19 protein-coding genes are annotated in these 13334 nt (G+C 68.7%); 4 read left to right on the forward strand and 15 right to left on the reverse strand.

Annotation, left to right across the window (positions count from 1 at the left end; all coding sequences use genetic code 11):
* The first annotated feature begins 12 nt into the window (after nt 1-12).
* Together grxD and ACSQ1L_RS05945 are read left to right on the forward strand one after the other, a co-directional pair.
* Entirely contained in the window at nt 13-366 is a 354-nt protein-coding gene (gene grxD, locus ACSQ1L_RS05940) for a Grx4 family monothiol glutaredoxin (RefSeq protein ID WP_435992919.1), read from the forward strand.
* The gene (locus ACSQ1L_RS05945) at nt 366-794 is read left to right on the forward strand and encodes an acyl-CoA thioesterase (protein WP_435992921.1); all 429 of its coding nucleotides are present in this window, start codon (nt 366-368) and stop codon (nt 792-794) included. The genes grxD and ACSQ1L_RS05945 overlap by 1 nt, the downstream gene beginning before the upstream one ends.
* 4 nt (nt 795-798) lie before the next feature.
* Here the strand turns inward: ACSQ1L_RS05945 and ACSQ1L_RS05950 are convergent, their stop codons facing one another.
* From ACSQ1L_RS05950 to ACSQ1L_RS06000, 11 genes are all read right to left on the reverse strand, one after another.
* Entirely contained in the window at nt 799-1197 is a 399-nt protein-coding gene (locus ACSQ1L_RS05950; protein WP_435992923.1) for a hypothetical protein, read from the reverse strand.
* A 153-nt stretch (nt 1198-1350) separates the two neighbouring features.
* Nucleotides 1351-1968, reverse strand: a complete 618-nt coding sequence (gene rpsD / locus ACSQ1L_RS05955) for a 30S ribosomal protein S4 (protein WP_435992925.1) — start codon at nt 1966-1968, stop codon at nt 1351-1353.
* A gap of 147 nt (nt 1969-2115) precedes the next feature.
* Nucleotides 2116-3066 carry an MBL fold metallo-hydrolase gene (locus tag ACSQ1L_RS05960; RefSeq protein ID WP_435992927.1) on the reverse strand — a complete coding sequence of 317 codons (951 nt, stop codon included), beginning with the start codon at nt 3064-3066 and terminating at the stop codon, nt 2116-2118.
* A gap of 104 nt (nt 3067-3170) precedes the next feature.
* Nucleotides 3171-3785 carry a superoxide dismutase gene (locus tag ACSQ1L_RS05965; RefSeq protein ID WP_435992929.1) on the reverse strand — a complete coding sequence of 205 codons (615 nt, stop codon included), beginning with the start codon at nt 3783-3785 and terminating at the stop codon, nt 3171-3173.
* Between the two features lie 89 nt (nt 3786-3874).
* Nucleotides 3875-4105: a hypothetical protein gene (locus tag ACSQ1L_RS05970; RefSeq protein WP_435992931.1), complete on the reverse strand. Its 231-nt coding sequence runs from the start codon at nt 4103-4105 to the stop codon at nt 3875-3877.
* A gap of 13 nt (nt 4106-4118) precedes the next feature.
* The gene (locus ACSQ1L_RS05975; RefSeq protein ID WP_435992933.1) at nt 4119-5066 is read right to left on the reverse strand and encodes a DUF4350 domain-containing protein; all 948 of its coding nucleotides are present in this window, start codon (nt 5064-5066) and stop codon (nt 4119-4121) included.
* 41 nt (nt 5067-5107) lie between these two features.
* Nucleotides 5108-5941, reverse strand: coding sequence for an S-formylglutathione hydrolase (fghA, locus tag ACSQ1L_RS05980; RefSeq protein WP_435992935.1), 834 nt, complete (start codon nt 5939-5941; stop codon nt 5108-5110).
* A gap of 32 nt (nt 5942-5973) precedes the next feature.
* Nucleotides 5974-6357 carry a VOC family protein gene (locus ACSQ1L_RS05985; protein ID WP_435992937.1) on the reverse strand — a complete coding sequence of 128 codons (384 nt, stop codon included), beginning with the start codon at nt 6355-6357 and terminating at the stop codon, nt 5974-5976.
* 86 nt (nt 6358-6443) lie between these two features.
* Nucleotides 6444-6977 (reverse strand): hypothetical protein, encoded by a 534-nt coding sequence (locus ACSQ1L_RS05990; RefSeq protein WP_435992939.1) that lies wholly within the window; start codon nt 6975-6977, stop codon nt 6444-6446.
* 14 nt (nt 6978-6991) lie between these two features.
* Entirely contained in the window at nt 6992-8098 is a 1107-nt protein-coding gene (locus ACSQ1L_RS05995) for an S-(hydroxymethyl)glutathione dehydrogenase/class III alcohol dehydrogenase (RefSeq protein WP_435992941.1), read from the reverse strand.
* Nucleotides 8095-8337, reverse strand: a complete 243-nt coding sequence (locus tag ACSQ1L_RS06000; RefSeq protein ID WP_435992943.1) for a hypothetical protein — start codon at nt 8335-8337, stop codon at nt 8095-8097. Before ACSQ1L_RS06000 ends, ACSQ1L_RS05995 begins: the two co-directional genes overlap by 4 nt.
* A gap of 56 nt (nt 8338-8393) precedes the next feature.
* Here ACSQ1L_RS06000 and ACSQ1L_RS06005 point away from each other — a divergent pair, with 56 nt between their 5' ends.
* Complete coding sequence (locus ACSQ1L_RS06005) at nt 8394-9104, forward strand: NAD-dependent deacylase (RefSeq protein ID WP_435992945.1); 711 nt, start codon at nt 8394-8396, stop codon at nt 9102-9104.
* Here ACSQ1L_RS06005 and ACSQ1L_RS06010 read toward each other — a convergent pair.
* From ACSQ1L_RS06010 to ACSQ1L_RS06020, 3 genes are read right to left on the reverse strand one after another with little or no spacing between them, the layout of a single operon-like run.
* Nucleotides 9101-9877, reverse strand: coding sequence for an RNA methyltransferase (locus ACSQ1L_RS06010; RefSeq protein ID WP_435992947.1), 777 nt, complete (start codon nt 9875-9877; stop codon nt 9101-9103). The genes ACSQ1L_RS06005 and ACSQ1L_RS06010 overlap by 4 nt on opposite strands.
* Entirely contained in the window at nt 9877-10113 is a 237-nt protein-coding gene (locus ACSQ1L_RS06015) for a hypothetical protein (protein WP_435992949.1), read from the reverse strand. The genes ACSQ1L_RS06010 and ACSQ1L_RS06015 overlap by 1 nt, the downstream gene beginning before the upstream one ends.
* A complete protein-coding gene (locus ACSQ1L_RS06020) occupies nt 10113-11144 on the reverse strand; it encodes a S1/P1 Nuclease (protein ID WP_435992951.1) in 1032 nt (343 codons plus the stop codon). The genes ACSQ1L_RS06015 and ACSQ1L_RS06020 overlap by 1 nt, the downstream gene beginning before the upstream one ends.
* A gap of 135 nt (nt 11145-11279) precedes the next feature.
* Between ACSQ1L_RS06020 and ACSQ1L_RS06025 the strand changes: the two genes are divergently transcribed.
* Nucleotides 11280-12635, forward strand: a complete 1356-nt coding sequence (locus tag ACSQ1L_RS06025; RefSeq protein WP_435992953.1) for a M28 family metallopeptidase — start codon at nt 11280-11282, stop codon at nt 12633-12635.
* Between the two features lie 7 nt (nt 12636-12642).
* Here ACSQ1L_RS06025 and ACSQ1L_RS06030 read toward each other — a convergent pair whose 3' ends face one another.
* Nucleotides 12643-13245 carry a glutathione S-transferase family protein gene (locus ACSQ1L_RS06030; RefSeq protein ID WP_435993661.1) on the reverse strand — a complete coding sequence of 201 codons (603 nt, stop codon included), beginning with the start codon at nt 13243-13245 and terminating at the stop codon, nt 12643-12645.
* Nucleotides 13246-13334 lie beyond the last annotated feature (89 nt).

The raw sequence follows: 13334 nt of genomic DNA on the forward strand, positions 1-13334 counted from the left end.
AGGCCCGTTCCCGTGACCGATCAAGCCGTCGCCGCCAATCCCGTCCACGCCTTCATCGCCGACACGGTGAAGCAGCATGACGTCGTCCTGTTCATGAAGGGCACGCCCGACGCGCCGCGCTGCGGCTTCTCCTCCTTGGCGGTGCAGATCCTCGACCACGTGGGCGCGCCCTTCGTCGGCGTCGACGTGCTGCAGGACGAGGGCCTGCGCGAGGGCGTCAAGACCTTCAGCGACTGGCCGACCATTCCCCAGCTCTATGTGAAGGGCGAGTTCGTCGGCGGCTCTGACATCGTGCGCGAGATGTTCAACGCCGGCGAGTTGCAGACCCTGCTGGCCGACAAGGGCGTCCCGCTCGGCGACGCCTGATGGCCAGGGCCCAGCTGGAACCCCGGGCCGACCGCGAGATTTTCGTCGTCCCGCTGGAGGTCCGGCCCGAGCACATCGACGACAACGGCCACGTCAACAACGTCGTCTATGTCGGTTGGCTGCAGGACGCCGGCACGGCTCACTGGAACGCCCGCTTCGATCCCGAGGCCCGCGCCCGCTGGTCGTGGGTCGCGGTCCGGCACGAGATCGACTATCTCCGCCCGCTGCCCCCTGACGCCGTCGGCGTGAAGGCCCGCACCTGGGTCGGCGACCCGCACGGCCCGCGCTTCAATCGCTATGTCCGGATCGAGGACGGCGAGGGCCGGCTGTGCGCCCAGGGCGTCTCGGAATGGGTGCTGGTCGACGCCGCCACCATGCGGCCCCACCGCATCCCGGCGGCCCTGCTGCCGCCGTTCGAGGCGCGCTGAGGGATCAGCCGCGCGGCAACTGGTAGGGGTTCTCGACCGAGACCCGGCTACCTGGCGCCAGCCCCATCTCCTGGAAGCTCCAGCTCACCTCCACGCCCTCGGCCCGGGGCTGGAGGCAGCGATCTTCCTTGAGGCGGCGCAGGGTGATCACCGAGCCGTCTCCGGCCCGGCGCACCACCGGCGTCAGGTCCGCCTTCTGGGTGCAGCCGTTCGAACTGACCCAGAACACGGCCTGATCCTGCACGATGGCGGCGGCGTGGACCGGCTCGATCTGCCCCGGCGAGTCGACGGCTTGGGCGACTTCGGTCGTCGAAAACCGGTCGGTGAACCGGTCTACCAGCGCGCACCCCGGCAGGGTCGCGGCCAGCAACAGCGCGCCGGAGAGCGTGACGATCCGTTTCATTCCCGGCCTCCCGCGCCGAAATCCTGAACGCGCCCAATGTGCGCCTGTTCGCCGGCCAAGAAAACCCCGGCCTGAAAGCAGAAGAGCCCCGGATTGCTCCGGGGCCCTTCAAACCGTGTGCGGCTCAAACAGCCGAGCGCGCGATCGTCGAACTTAGGACGAGTAGTATTCGACGACCAGGTTCGGCTCCATCTTCACCGGGAACGGCACGTCGGCCAGTTCCGGCACGCGGACGTAGCGAACCGAGAAGCCGCGATCGCCCAGTTCCAGATAGTCGGGCACATCGCGCTCCGACGACTGCTGGGCTTCGATCACCAGCGCCATCGAGCGGGACTTTTCCTTGACCTCGATGACCTGGCCCGGCTTGACCCGGTACGAGGCGATGTCGACCTTCTTGCCGTCGACGGTCACGTGGCCGTGGCTGACGAACTGGCGGGCGGCCCAGACGGTCGGGACGAATTTGGCGCGGTAGACGATGGCGTCCAGGCGCGACTCCAGCAGGCCGATCAGGTTCTCGGAGCTGTTGCCCTTGCGGCGCGAGGCTTCTTCATACGTCGCCGAGAACTGCTTCTCGGTGATGTTGCCGTAGTAGCCCTTCAGCTTCTGCTTGGCCTTCAGCTGCAGGCCGAAGTCCGAGACTTTCGACTTGCGGCGCTGGCCGTGCTGGCCGGGGCCGTAGGAACGCTTGTTGACCGGGGATTTCGAGCGGCCCCACAGGTTTTCACCCATGACCCGGTCGAGTTTGTACTTGGCGCTATGGCGCTTGGACATAAGTCACTCTCAATATGATGCGGCCCGGTCCCTCCCCAACTGGAGGGACGATCTCAACGGCGGTCCACGCATCGTCCGTAGTGGATCACGCAACGCGGCGAGCCGGTGGCGTGAAGGCGGGGCTTATGACGGCCCCTATCCCCGGAGTCAAGGCTGGTGGGGGGCCTCGGGCACCCAGACGAAGCCGTCGTCCCGGCGCTGGAACCGGCCGACCCCGGGGAAGGGGAAATGCACGCCGTAGATCCGCTGGGTCCCGGACGCGCCGCGTTCCAGCAGACCCTGCCGCGTCGTCACCGCCGCCGCGCTGTCGCTGTCCCAGGCGTTGCGCCACTCGGGCCGCTGAACCGAGATGATCGAACTGTGCATCGCGTCGCCGATGTAGAGCAGCCGGTCGTCGCCCGACTCGATCTCATAGCCGCTGTGCCCCGGCGTATGACCGGCCAGCGGGACCGCGCGGATCGACGGCGTGACCTGCGCGCCCGGCGCGAAGGGTTCGACCTTGGGCGTGATGGCGGCCAGCAGCGCGCCCGCCCCGGCCTCGGCCGCGCCCGCCTGGGCGAAGGTCCACTCCGGCGCGCTCATCCGGATAACGGCATTGGGGAAGGTCAACCGGCCGTCGGCCCCCGCCAGCCCGCCCACGTGGTCGCCATGGGCGTGGGAGATCAGCACGTCCGTGACCTGCGACGGCTCCACGCCGGCGGCTCTCAGCGAGGCGACCAGCTTGCCTTCGGTCCCCATCTGCCCGCCGGCGCCGGCGTCGATCAGCACCACCCGCTCGCCGTCGCGCACCAGCAGCGGCTGGATCGACAGGTGGACGGTTCCATCGGTGACGCCCGCCGCGGTCAGCAGGGCCGACACCTCCGCGGTGTTGGTCCACGGGCTCATCTCCGCATTCCCGGCCGGAACCTTGAGGGTCCCGTCCCTCAGCGCGGTCGCCTCCAGCGTGCCGATGCGGACGGCGCTGACGTCCGGGCTGACGGGCGCGGCCGGCGCGGCGCGGTCGCCCGGCGGCGTCTGGGCCTCGGGTGAACAGGCTCCGGCGCCCATCAGGGTGGCCAGCATCAGGCCCGCAGCGGCGATTTTGAACGATGGCGTCATCGGCTTGCCCTCCCGAAGTCAACAGTCGATGACGTAAATAGGGCAATTTCGGGTCGCCGCCAGTCCGTCGCCGTGAAGAATCCACGACGACGGACTGCGACAAATCAGGCCGTGGCGGCCGCGAACAGTTCGTTGGCCTTGTTCCAGTTCACCACCGTCCAGAACGCCTTCAGATAGTCGCCCCGGCGGTTCTGGTACTTCAGGTAATAGGCGTGCTCCCAGACGTCGGCGGCCAGCACCACGGCGCCCTTCTCGTCGGCCACGTCCATCAGCGGATTGTCCTGGTTCGGCGTCGAACTCACCTTGAGTTTTCCATCCTGCACGATCAGCCAGGCCCAGCCCGAGCCGAACTGGCCGGCGCCGGCGGCGTTGAAGGCCTCCTTGAACTTGTCCATTCCACCGAGATCGCGGTCGATGGCGGCGGCCAGTTCGGCCGACGGCTGTCCGGCCTTGTCGGCGGGGGCCAGCAGTTCCCAGAACAGGCTGTGGTTCCAGTGCCCGCCGCCGTTGTTGCGAACGGCCTTGGGGGCCTTGGAGATCGAGGCGAACAGCTCTTCCAGCGACTTGCCCTGCAGGCTGCCATCCGCGTCGATCGCCTTGTTCAGGTTGTCGACATAGGCCCGGTGGTGCTTGTCGTGGTGGAAGGTCATCGTCTCCTTGTCGATGGCCGGCTCCAGCGCGTCATAGGCATACGGGAGGGGCGGAAGCGTAAAGGCCATGGGGAGGCTCCTTCGACAGGGTTTCGGATAGCGCACATCTAGGCGCCCGAGCGCCAAACCCAAGCCCGGCGGTCCGAATTCCGCTACGCTCACATGTCCGGAAGGTTGGCCTTCAGACAGTCGCGCACGGCCCGCCGCAGGTCGCCGGAGGCCGAGACGAAGTCCACGCCTTCCGCCTCGAACACCGCCCGGGTCGCGGCGTCCAGCCCGTTCGGCAGGGCCGCCAGCACCCGCTTCTCACCCTTGGGGTGCAGGCAGAAGCCGACCTCCCGGCACAGGGCGGCGAACATCTCGTCGTAGTCGGGGGCGGTGTCGGTCATGGCTCAGGCTCTACTACAGCAACAGCCCGGTGAGCCAGTGCAGGACGTTCAGGCCGAAGCGGGCGTTGCCCGGCGCCACGTTCATACCGAACCGCACTTCCCGCCCGTCCGGGAACCGGGCCCGCTGCGCCGACAGCATCCCCGCCTCGCCCAGCACCACCACCCGTCCCTGCCCGTGGTCAAAGGCCAGCGCCTGGGCCGGCAAGGCTGGAGCCGACAGCTCCGCGATCACCGCCCCGGCGGGCTCGCCGGCCTCGATCCGGTCGTTGATCCGCTGCAGCGTCGGCAGATCCGGCGCCTCGCGCGCGCCGACGGCCATCGGCAGCAACACGGTCGCGCCGGGCGGCCCCGCCAGCGACTGGCCGGTGAAGGCGGTGACGCTCTCCACCCGTTCGCCGGCCTCGCGCCCGGTGATGATCGGATGGTCGTCGAAGGCCCCGGACGGGTAGACCAGATTGGTGCTGACTCCGTTCGGCGTCTCCGCGAAGGCGTAGCCCTTGCCCATCCGCACGCCGAACCGCGCCGCCAGGGCCTCGGCCGCCGCCCCGAACGGCGCATGGTCGGCGATCAGCAGCAACCGCCCGCCGCCGCGCACCCAAGCCTCCACCGCAGCCGTTTCCGCCTCGGTGAAGATCGGCGCGACATGGTCCGGCCGGACCATGCCGGCGTTGGCGATCACCAGCACGTCCACGCCCGCCAGCCCCTCCACCGTAAACGGCGCCGTCCCGCTCCGCACCTGATAGCCGTCGGCGCGCAACAGGGCCGCGAACGGCGCGTACTGGCCGTCGACGGTATGGAAGTTGTGGTGCGCCCCGTCGATCACGACCACCGGCCCGTCGACGGCGTAGGCCGGGCGCTCGACCACAGGGCGGAAATCCGGATCGACGACCTGCTGCGCGGCGGCCGGTGCGGCGGTCAACAGCAGGGCGGCAAGGCCGGGTACGAAAGGGAAGCGGGGCATCGCGGTCTCCCGTGGATCACCGCGACGCTAGCACAGACGCCTCACCCGTTCAGCCGCGCCGCATGGAAGGCCACATGGTCGGCGATGAAGCTGGCCATGAAGAAATACGAGTGGTCGTAGCCGGGCTGCATCCGCAGGGTGACGCGCTGCCCGGCCGCCTCCGCCGCCGCGGCCAGCAGTTCCGGCTTCAGCTGTTCCTTCAGGAAGGGGTCGGCGTCGCCCTGGTCGATCAGGATGTCATCGTAGCAACCGCCGCCGAGCCCGTTTTCGATCAGCCGCGCCGCGTCATGCTCCGCCCACACGTCCCGGTCATCACCCAGATAGGCCGAAAACGCCTTCTCGCCCCACGGACACCGCGTCGGCGAGGCGATCGGCGCGAAGGCCGACACCGACCGGAACAGGTGCGGGTGTCTCAAGGCCAGCGTCAGCGCCCCGTGCCCGCCCATCGAATGGCCCGAGATCGCCCGCGCCTTCGTGGTCGGGAATTCCGCGTCGACCAGCCCGATCAACTCCTCGACGACATAGCTCTCCATGCGGAAATGCGGCGCCCACGGCGCTTGGGTCGCATCGACATAGAAGCCCGCCCCCTGCCCCAGATCATAGGCCGGGTCGTCGGCCACGCCCTCGCCGCGCGGCGAGGTGTCGGGGGCCACGATGATCACCCCGTGGTCCGCCGCCGCGCCGTAAGCCCCGGCCTTGGTGGTGAAATTGTCCTCGGTGCAGGTCAGGCCCGACAGCCAGATCAGCACCGGAAACGGCCCCGCCCCCGGCGGAACGAATACCGACAAGGTCATCGGCGTGCCGGTCATGGCGCTGCCGTGCTTCAGATAGCGAAGGGTTCCGCCGTGGACGGCATGGGTCTTCAGGATCTCCATGCCGCCCGCTTAGCACCGCCCGGCGCGCGGGCCTACGCCATGCGGTGCAGGGCGCAGACCTTGTTGCCGTCCGGATCGCGCAGATAGGCCAGGTACAGCCGACCGAAGGGCCCCTGCCGCTCGCCCGGCGGATCCTCGATCGACCGCCCGCCCGCCGCCGCCCCGGCGTCGTGGAAGGCGTGGACCATCTCCGGCGTCTTCGCCGCGAAGCCGATGGTTCCGCCGTTGGCGTGGCAGGCCGCCTCGCCGTCGATGGGCTTGCCGACGGCGAAGGCGCCCCGGTCCGTGCGCCACCAGTAGCGCCCCTTCGGGTCCGGCCCCTGCGCCGGCTCGATGCCCAGCGCGCCGAGGGCCGCGTCATAGAATTTCCGCGATGCTTCCGGATCGTTGGCGCCGACGGTGATGTGGGTGAACATGGCTTCCCTCCCGGCCTGTAATACCTCAGTCCGTTTCTTTAGCGAACTTACTGAGCAAGGCAAGCTCCCCCTCGGAAGGTCTGCCCTCAGCCCTGTTCCCAGACCCTTTGGATGAAGGCGTCGTTGATGAAGCCGCCCCCTTCGGGGATCAGGCGCCGCCATTCTTCAGGCAACGGCGTCGGATGATTGGCCGGCCATCCTCCCCCGCCCCAGACATCGAAATTCAGACTGGCCATGATCGGACCACCGGTGACGTTCGGGGGCGTGAGTTTCATGAGACGCTGGCCAAGCGCGGTTCGCATCGCCTCCGGCAGCTGTGGCTCGCCGGTGACAATGCCGATGCGCGCCTGTCCGCCCGGTTGAATGATGAAGACCACCGATCCACTGGCCCCGTCGCCTTGCGGCTGCTCAGCGAAGAAGGCGATCGCTTCGTCCCTGATATTCTTCATGTAGTCGGCCAGGCGGCTGCCCTCGATGCGCTCGTCGATCAGGTTGACTGGCAGGTAAAGGGTGGTGTCCCGCAGAACCCACCCGGGAGTGGCGATGGACTGGACCAGCACCGGCTTTTCAGATGGTTCCGGCTCTGCGCCGCAAGCCGCCAGAAGTCCGGCTATGGCCAAGGCCATCGCCCGCATCAGAACACCACCACGCTGCGGATGCTCTCGCCCGCGTGCATCAGGTCGAACGCCTCGTTGATCCGCTCCAGCGGCAGCGTATGCGTGATCATCGGGTCGATCTCGATCTTCCCGTCCATGTACCAGTCGACCACCTTCGGCGTATCCGTCCGCCCGCGCGCGCCGCCGAAGGCCGAGCCGCGCCACACCCGGCCGGTGACCAGCTGGAACGGCCGCGTGGCGATCTCCTTGCCCGCCTCGGCCACGCCGATGATGACGCTCTCGCCCCAGCCGCGGTGGCAGGCCTCGAGCGCCTGGCGCATCACCGTGGTGTTGCCGGTGCAGTCGAAGGTGTAGTCCGCCCCGCCGCCGGTCAGCTCGACCAGATGCGCCACCACGTCATCGACCGTCTTCGGATTGACGAAATGGGTCATGCCGAAGCGGCGGCCCCATTCCTCCTTCGAGGGATTGACGTCGACGCCGACGATCATGTCGGCCCCGACCATCTTCAGCCCCTGGATGACGTTCAGCCCGATGCCGCCAAGTCCGAACACCACGCAGTTGGCCCCCGGCTCCACCTTGGCCGTATTGACGACTGCGCCCACCCCCGTGGTCACGCCGCAGCCGACGTAGCAGGCCTTGTCGAACGGCGCGTCCTTGCGGATCTTCGCCACCGCGATCTCGGGCAACACCGTGTAGTTCGAGAAGGTCGAACAGCCCATGTAGTGGTGGATCGCCTGGGCCTTGTAGCTGAACCGGCTGGTGCCGTCGGGCATGACGCCCTTGCCCTGCGTCCCCCGGATGGCGGTGCACAGGTTCGTCTTGCGGCTCAGGCAGCTTTTACATTGCCGGCATTCCGGCGTGTACAGCGGGATCACGTGGTCCCCGACCGCCACCGAGGTCACGCCGGCACCCACCTCGACCACCACCCCCGCGCCCTCGTGTCCGAGGATCGACGGGAAGATGCCCTCCGAGTCCAGCCCGTCGAGCGTATAGGCGTCGGTGTGGCAGATGCCCGTCGCCTTGATCTCGACCAGCACCTCGCCGGCCCGCGGCCCCTCCAGATCGACCTCGACGATCTCCAGCGGACGTTTGGCCTCGAAGGCGACGGCGGCGCGGGTTTTCATGGGCGGGTTTCCTGATTGAGGTGACGGGCGATACAGGCGCGGACTGAGGCCTTCACCTTTTTCGGCGTGTAGGTGTCGTAGTCCAGCCCTTCGGCCTCGAAAACGGCGCGAGCCAGAGTGTCGGCGCCGGCCGGACCAAGGGCTTTCACCTTGTCCTCGCCATCGACTCCTAGCGAACAGAATCCAAGCTGGACACAGAGCTCTCCGAACAGCCTCTGGTAGGTGCGATCGTCGACCAAGCCGTCCTCCTCCACTCTCGACCTTCTAGGCCGGTCCGGTGATGCTATGGAACCACATGGCGTCCAGAAACCTCGTCACCCTCACCGGCTCCGGCATCTCGGCCGAGTCCGGCGTCCCGACCTTCCGCGCCGCCGACGGCCTGTGGATGGGCCATCGCGTCGGGGACGTCGCCACCCCCGAAGCCTTCGCCCGCGACCCCGCCCTGGTGCAGGACTTCTACAACCGCCGCCGTCGTCAGCTGGCCGCGGTCCAGCCCAACGCCGCCCACCACGCCCTCGCCGACCTCGCCGCCCGCTGGGACGGCCACGTCCTGCTGGTCACCCAGAACGTCGACGACCTGCACGACCGCGCCCACGCCGACAGGCCGCCGGCGCCCGGCTTCGAACTGATCCACATGCACGGCGAGCTGTTGAAGGCCGAATGCACCATGACCGGACAGGTCTGCGACCGTCCCGGCGACCTCGTGCCCGTCGAGCCGTCGCCCTTCCACCCGCGCGGCCGCCTGCGCCCGCACATCGTCTGGTTCGGCGAGTTTCCGCTGCACATGGACCGGATCGAAGCCGCTCTCCGGCGCTGCGACCTGTTCGTCTCCATCGGCACGTCCGGCGCGGTCTACCCCGCCGCCGGCTTCATCCAGCTGGCCAACCTCGCCGGGGCCCGCACGGTCGAGCTCAACCTCGAACCCTCCCTCGGCCGCCGCCTGTTCGATGAAGGCCGCTACGGCCCGGCGACGGAGGTGGTCCCGGCCTTCTGCGCGGGCCTTTAGCCCTCGCCCGCCGCCCGCTTCGCCGCCAGCTTGGCCAGCACCCGGCCCCGCCCCTTGGCCAGCGCGTGGATCACGCCCCGGAAGGTCGCCACCTCCTGCTCCGAGAACCCGGCCCGGCCCAGCATCACCCGCAGGTTCTGGCTCATCGACCGCTTCTTCTCGGGCGGGTGGAAGAAGCCGCCCTCGTCGAGCTCCTTCTCCAGGTGCTCGTACATGCCGACCAGCAGCTCGTTCGACGCCGGCGGATCGCCCTCGCGGAAGCGCGGCGGCGGCGCGTCGAGGATCAGCGTCCGCCACTCATAGGCGTTGATCGCCACCGCCTGGGCCAGGTTCAGCGAATGGTGCTTCGGATCGATCGGGATGGTGACGATGCCTTGGGTCAGGGCGATGTCGGTGGTCTCCAGCCCCGCCCGCTCGCCCCCGAACAGCAGGCCGATCGACAGCCCCGAGGCGCGGTCGTCGTACAGCAGCCGCGCCGACTCGCGCGGCGTCCGCACCGGCAGCCGCGTCTCGCGCGGCCGCGCCGTGGTCGAGAAGACGGTGTTCAGATCGCCGATGGCCTCGGCCACGCTGTCGAACACCTTCACTCCGTCCAGCACCCAGTCGGCGCCCGAGGCCGTGGCCCAGGCGCGATCCTGCGGCCAGCCGTCGCGCGGACTGACCAGCCGTAGTTCGGACAGACCGAAATTGGCCATCACCCGCGCCACAGCGCCGATGTTGTCGGCCAGCTGGGACTTGTCGAGGATGACGACGGGCGGGGCAGGATCGGGCATCAGAGGGGAGCGGGTCCCTTACCGGTTACGGCTCTGACCGAGTCGAGCCAGTCAGACATCATCGCCGGATCAGCCGACGCGCGATCGGCCAGCAGTGCCATGCCGCCAAGAAGGATGGCGATCTGATCGTCCGACCTTCCGCCCCGCTCCCAATAGCTGTTCAGGAAGTGAAACATGCAGTCGTAGGCCTCACGGATGGAAAGCTCTTGGACGCCCAACGTGTCGGAGGCCGCCATCAGTCGTCGCCATACATGGCCAGCCACGGATCGGCCGTCCCGGCCTCGACCTCGGCCACCTTCACCTTGGGCCAGCCGATCTCGTCGTCCGCCGAATCCCGCCACGCCAGGATGAACAGGTCGCGCAGTTCCGATGCGCCCGCCGCCAGCCGCGCGATGGTGAAATCGGCGCCCCGCGCATCACCCTCGGCGAACCCGCCGGCCTTCTCCAGCTGGTAGAACGGCAGCACCTGCGCCAGCGTCGTCTTCAGATAGGCCGGAACCCGCTCGCGCAGTGCGAACCCGTCCAGCTGCGGCGCCGTCATCGCCGCCTCGACCGCATCCAGCCGCGCCACCCGCGCGGTGAACGCGCCCTCGAACAGGCCGTGCGTCTGGCGCGAGGTGGTGTAGGCCTCCGGGTTCGGCACATCCCGCGACCAGCCGTTGTAGTGGATCGTCGTATGGTGGGGCTGGCTGCCGTCGCCGACGTAGTGCCCCAGATAGCCCATGTCGCGCAGGATCAGCGCCTCGCGCCGCAGCCGGTCCTCGCGGTACCAGGCCCGCTTGCCGGGATCGGTCTCGCGCGCCTCGGCGGCGTTCAGCACCCGCCAGGTGGCGAAGTCGCGCACCAACTGCTGATAGCCGTCCCAGATGGCGTAGGGCAGGTAGCCGGCGTCATCGACGTCCAGCCCCGCCGCGACCAGCGCCGCGTCGTACTCGGACTTCAGGCGCGGCAGGCCGTCGATCGACGGCCCGGCGGCGCTGATCACATGGGCGGCGTCATCCAGATCGATGAAGTGGGCTGTGTCGCGCTCGCGGTCGTGCGGCTGACCGCCACCCTTGGTGCGGTCCGGCTCGCGCGACAGCTCCCCGACCTCGGCCGCGGCCCCGGGCGTGCGCAGGAAGGCCGGCAACTCTTCCGGGAGCCCCCGCACGGCGGCGACGCCGATCAACCGGTGGCCGGTGTTGCCCCAGGCCGTGACCACGGCGGGCGCAGACAGCACGGCGACGCCGAGCGTCAGAGCGGACAGGACGACGGCGAGGCGCTTCATGGCGGGCTCCGCAAACGAAAGGTGCAGGGCCGGTTAGGCCGGGCGAGGCCGGTCGTCCAGACCTTAAGAAGCTTTCATTTGACCCGGAGTTGAGCCGCATCCTACGGCTTGGCTTCCTCGTTCGCGGAGTCCGTCATGAAGCGTCTCTTCCTCGCCGCATCCCTCATCGCCCTGATCGCCAGCCCGGCCATGGCCCAGGCGACCCGCGCGGTCGAGCGAAACGCGGTTGAGGCGCATATGAATTTCCTCGCCGGCGAAGAGCTGCAGGGCCGCGGCAGCGCCACTCGCGACGAAGCGATCGCCGCCGCCTATGTCGCCGCCCAGTTCCGGCTGGCCGGCCTGACGCCCGCGCCGGGCATGGACGGCTATGTGCAGAAGGCCCCGGTGACGAAGGTGACGCCCTCGGGTGAGGCGCGGCTGGCCATCGGCGGCATGTCCATCACCCAGGGCGCGGATTTCGCCGTCATGGCGGGCGGGCTGAACGCCGCCTCGGGCGCGATCTCGGTCGTCGCCGACCCAGCCTCCATCCCGTCCGGCGCCGAAGCCCTGATGGTTGCGCCGCCCGAGGGGCCGGCGGTTCGCGCGATGTTCGGATCGCTGATGCGCAGCGGGGCCCGGCTCATCCTGCTGCGGCGCACGGATGTTCTCGCCCAGGCGACCGGGGACAGCGGCACGCGCGACCCGATCATCCGCCTCGCGGACGCCACGCCGCCAGCCGGCCCCGTCGTCCTGGTCCTCGCGCCCGACGTCTTCGACCGGCTGAAGGCGACCGGCGGAACGGCGAGCTATGATCCCGGCGACACCGTGGTCGAGGCGGGCTTCACCTCCAACGCCATCGGCTGGCTGCCGGGTTCGGAGCCGGACGGACCCGTGCTGATGGTCTCGGCCCACCTGGACCACATCGGCCTGCGCTCGGACGGCGTCGTCATGTACGGGGCCAATGACGACGCCTCGGGCACGGTGGCGGTGATCGAGCTGGCGCGGGCGCTTGCCGGAAGCGGACCGCACCGGATGAATGTGATGTTCGTCGCCTACGGTTCGGAGGAGGCGGGACTGCTCGGCTCGCGCTATTTCGTCAACAATCCGCCTGTGCCGCTGGACCGCATCCGCGCCAACCTTGAGATCGAGATGATCGCGGACCAGGATCCGCAACTGCCCGCCGGCGTCATGATGATGACGGGCTTCGAGCGGTCGAATTTCGGCCCCGAGCTCAAGGCGCGCGGGGCGCTCGTCGGCCCCGATCCCTATCCGGAGCAGAATTTCTTCGAGCGGTCGGACAATTTCGCCCTCGCCCAGCGCGGCATCGTCGCCCACACCGTGTCCGGCTGGGCCACCATCCCGACCTACCACACCCCCGAAGACACCATCGCCAACATCAATTTCGACTTCATGACCCAGGCGATCCAGTCGCTGGTCGCGCCGCTGTCGGCGGTGGCCGAGGGCGATTTCACCCCGGAATGGGCCGAGGGCGGACGACCGGCCGCCCGCTGATCCGGCGTCAGGCGAAACCGCTGTACGGCGGCAGACCCAGACACGCCTCCGCGCGCGCGATCCACGCTCGCACCCGGGGACGGCCCGTCAGCTCGAACCCGCCGTCCCCGGCCATACGGGTGTAGGCGACCAGGGAGATGTCGGCCAGGCTGGCCGCGTCGCCCGCCAGCCAGTCGCGATCGGCCAGGGCCTGTTCCATCCGGTCCAGCGCCGCATGTCCCCGCTGCATAAGGCGCGGCTCGATCTCCCCGGCCGACTTGCCGACGAAAGCGCGCTGGAAGCGCACCACCGCGACATACGGTTCATGGCTGTACTGCTCCCAGAACAGCCACTCGTACATCTTGGCCCGCTCCCACGGATCGGCGGGAACGAATGGCGTGCCCTCGCCGAAAAACCCGAGGATCGCGTTCGACTGCGCCAGCGTCCGGCCATCGTCGAACACCACCGCCGGAACCTGCCCGCAGGGATTCAGCCGCAGGAAATCTGTGGATCGCGTCACGCCCGACATGACGTCGGTTTCGACCCAGCGATAATCATGGCCGAGGCGATCGAGCAACCACTTGACCTTCAAACAGTTGCCGGACCGAATATCTCCGTAAACAGTAAGCATCGTCGCCCAGCAAAGTGTTTCTGATCTGCGAATACAGCTTACATATTCGGGCGCGTTGGCCAAACGAGATTCGGCATAACCACCACAAG

This window comes from Brevundimonas sp. LjRoot202 (assembly GCF_964253355.1).
In the GTDB taxonomy this organism is placed as follows: domain Bacteria; phylum Pseudomonadota; class Alphaproteobacteria; order Caulobacterales; family Caulobacteraceae; genus Brevundimonas.

Excerpts from the sequence above, each read along its gene's own strand:
- ACSQ1L_RS05945 (WP_435992921.1), top strand. The coding sequence starts at position 366 with ATGGCCAGGGCCCAGCTGGAACCCCGGGCCGACCGCGAGATTTTCGTC.
- ACSQ1L_RS05950 (WP_435992923.1), bottom strand. The coding sequence starts at position 1,197 with ATGAAACGGATCGTCACGCTCTCCGGCGCGCTGTTGCTGGCCGCGACC.
- rpsD (WP_435992925.1), bottom strand. The coding sequence starts at position 1,968 with ATGTCCAAGCGCCATAGCGCCAAGTACAAACTCGACCGGGTCATGGGT.
- ACSQ1L_RS05960 (WP_435992927.1), bottom strand. The coding sequence starts at position 3,066 with ATGACGCCATCGTTCAAAATCGCCGCTGCGGGCCTGATGCTGGCCACC.
- ACSQ1L_RS05965 (WP_435992929.1), bottom strand. The coding sequence starts at position 3,785 with ATGGCCTTTACGCTTCCGCCCCTCCCGTATGCCTATGACGCGCTGGAG.
- ACSQ1L_RS05970 (WP_435992931.1), bottom strand. The coding sequence starts at position 4,105 with ATGACCGACACCGCCCCCGACTACGACGAGATGTTCGCCGCCCTGTGC.
- ACSQ1L_RS05975 (WP_435992933.1), bottom strand. The coding sequence starts at position 5,066 with ATGCCCCGCTTCCCTTTCGTACCCGGCCTTGCCGCCCTGCTGTTGACC.
- fghA (WP_435992935.1), bottom strand. The coding sequence starts at position 5,941 with ATGGAGATCCTGAAGACCCATGCCGTCCACGGCGGAACCCTTCGCTAT.
- ACSQ1L_RS05985 (WP_435992937.1), bottom strand. The coding sequence starts at position 6,357 with ATGTTCACCCACATCACCGTCGGCGCCAACGATCCGGAAGCATCGCGG.
- ACSQ1L_RS05995 (WP_435992941.1), bottom strand. The coding sequence starts at position 8,098 with ATGAAAACCCGCGCCGCCGTCGCCTTCGAGGCCAAACGTCCGCTGGAG.
- ACSQ1L_RS06005 (WP_435992945.1), top strand. The coding sequence starts at position 8,394 with ATGGCGTCCAGAAACCTCGTCACCCTCACCGGCTCCGGCATCTCGGCC.
- ACSQ1L_RS06010 (WP_435992947.1), bottom strand. The coding sequence starts at position 9,877 with ATGCCCGATCCTGCCCCGCCCGTCGTCATCCTCGACAAGTCCCAGCTG.
- ACSQ1L_RS06015 (WP_435992949.1), bottom strand. The coding sequence starts at position 10,113 with ATGGCGGCCTCCGACACGTTGGGCGTCCAAGAGCTTTCCATCCGTGAG.
- ACSQ1L_RS06020 (WP_435992951.1), bottom strand. The coding sequence starts at position 11,144 with ATGAAGCGCCTCGCCGTCGTCCTGTCCGCTCTGACGCTCGGCGTCGCC.
- ACSQ1L_RS06025 (WP_435992953.1), top strand. The coding sequence starts at position 11,280 with ATGAAGCGTCTCTTCCTCGCCGCATCCCTCATCGCCCTGATCGCCAGC.
- ACSQ1L_RS06030 (WP_435993661.1), bottom strand. The coding sequence starts at position 13,245 with ATGCTTACTGTTTACGGAGATATTCGGTCCGGCAACTGTTTGAAGGTC.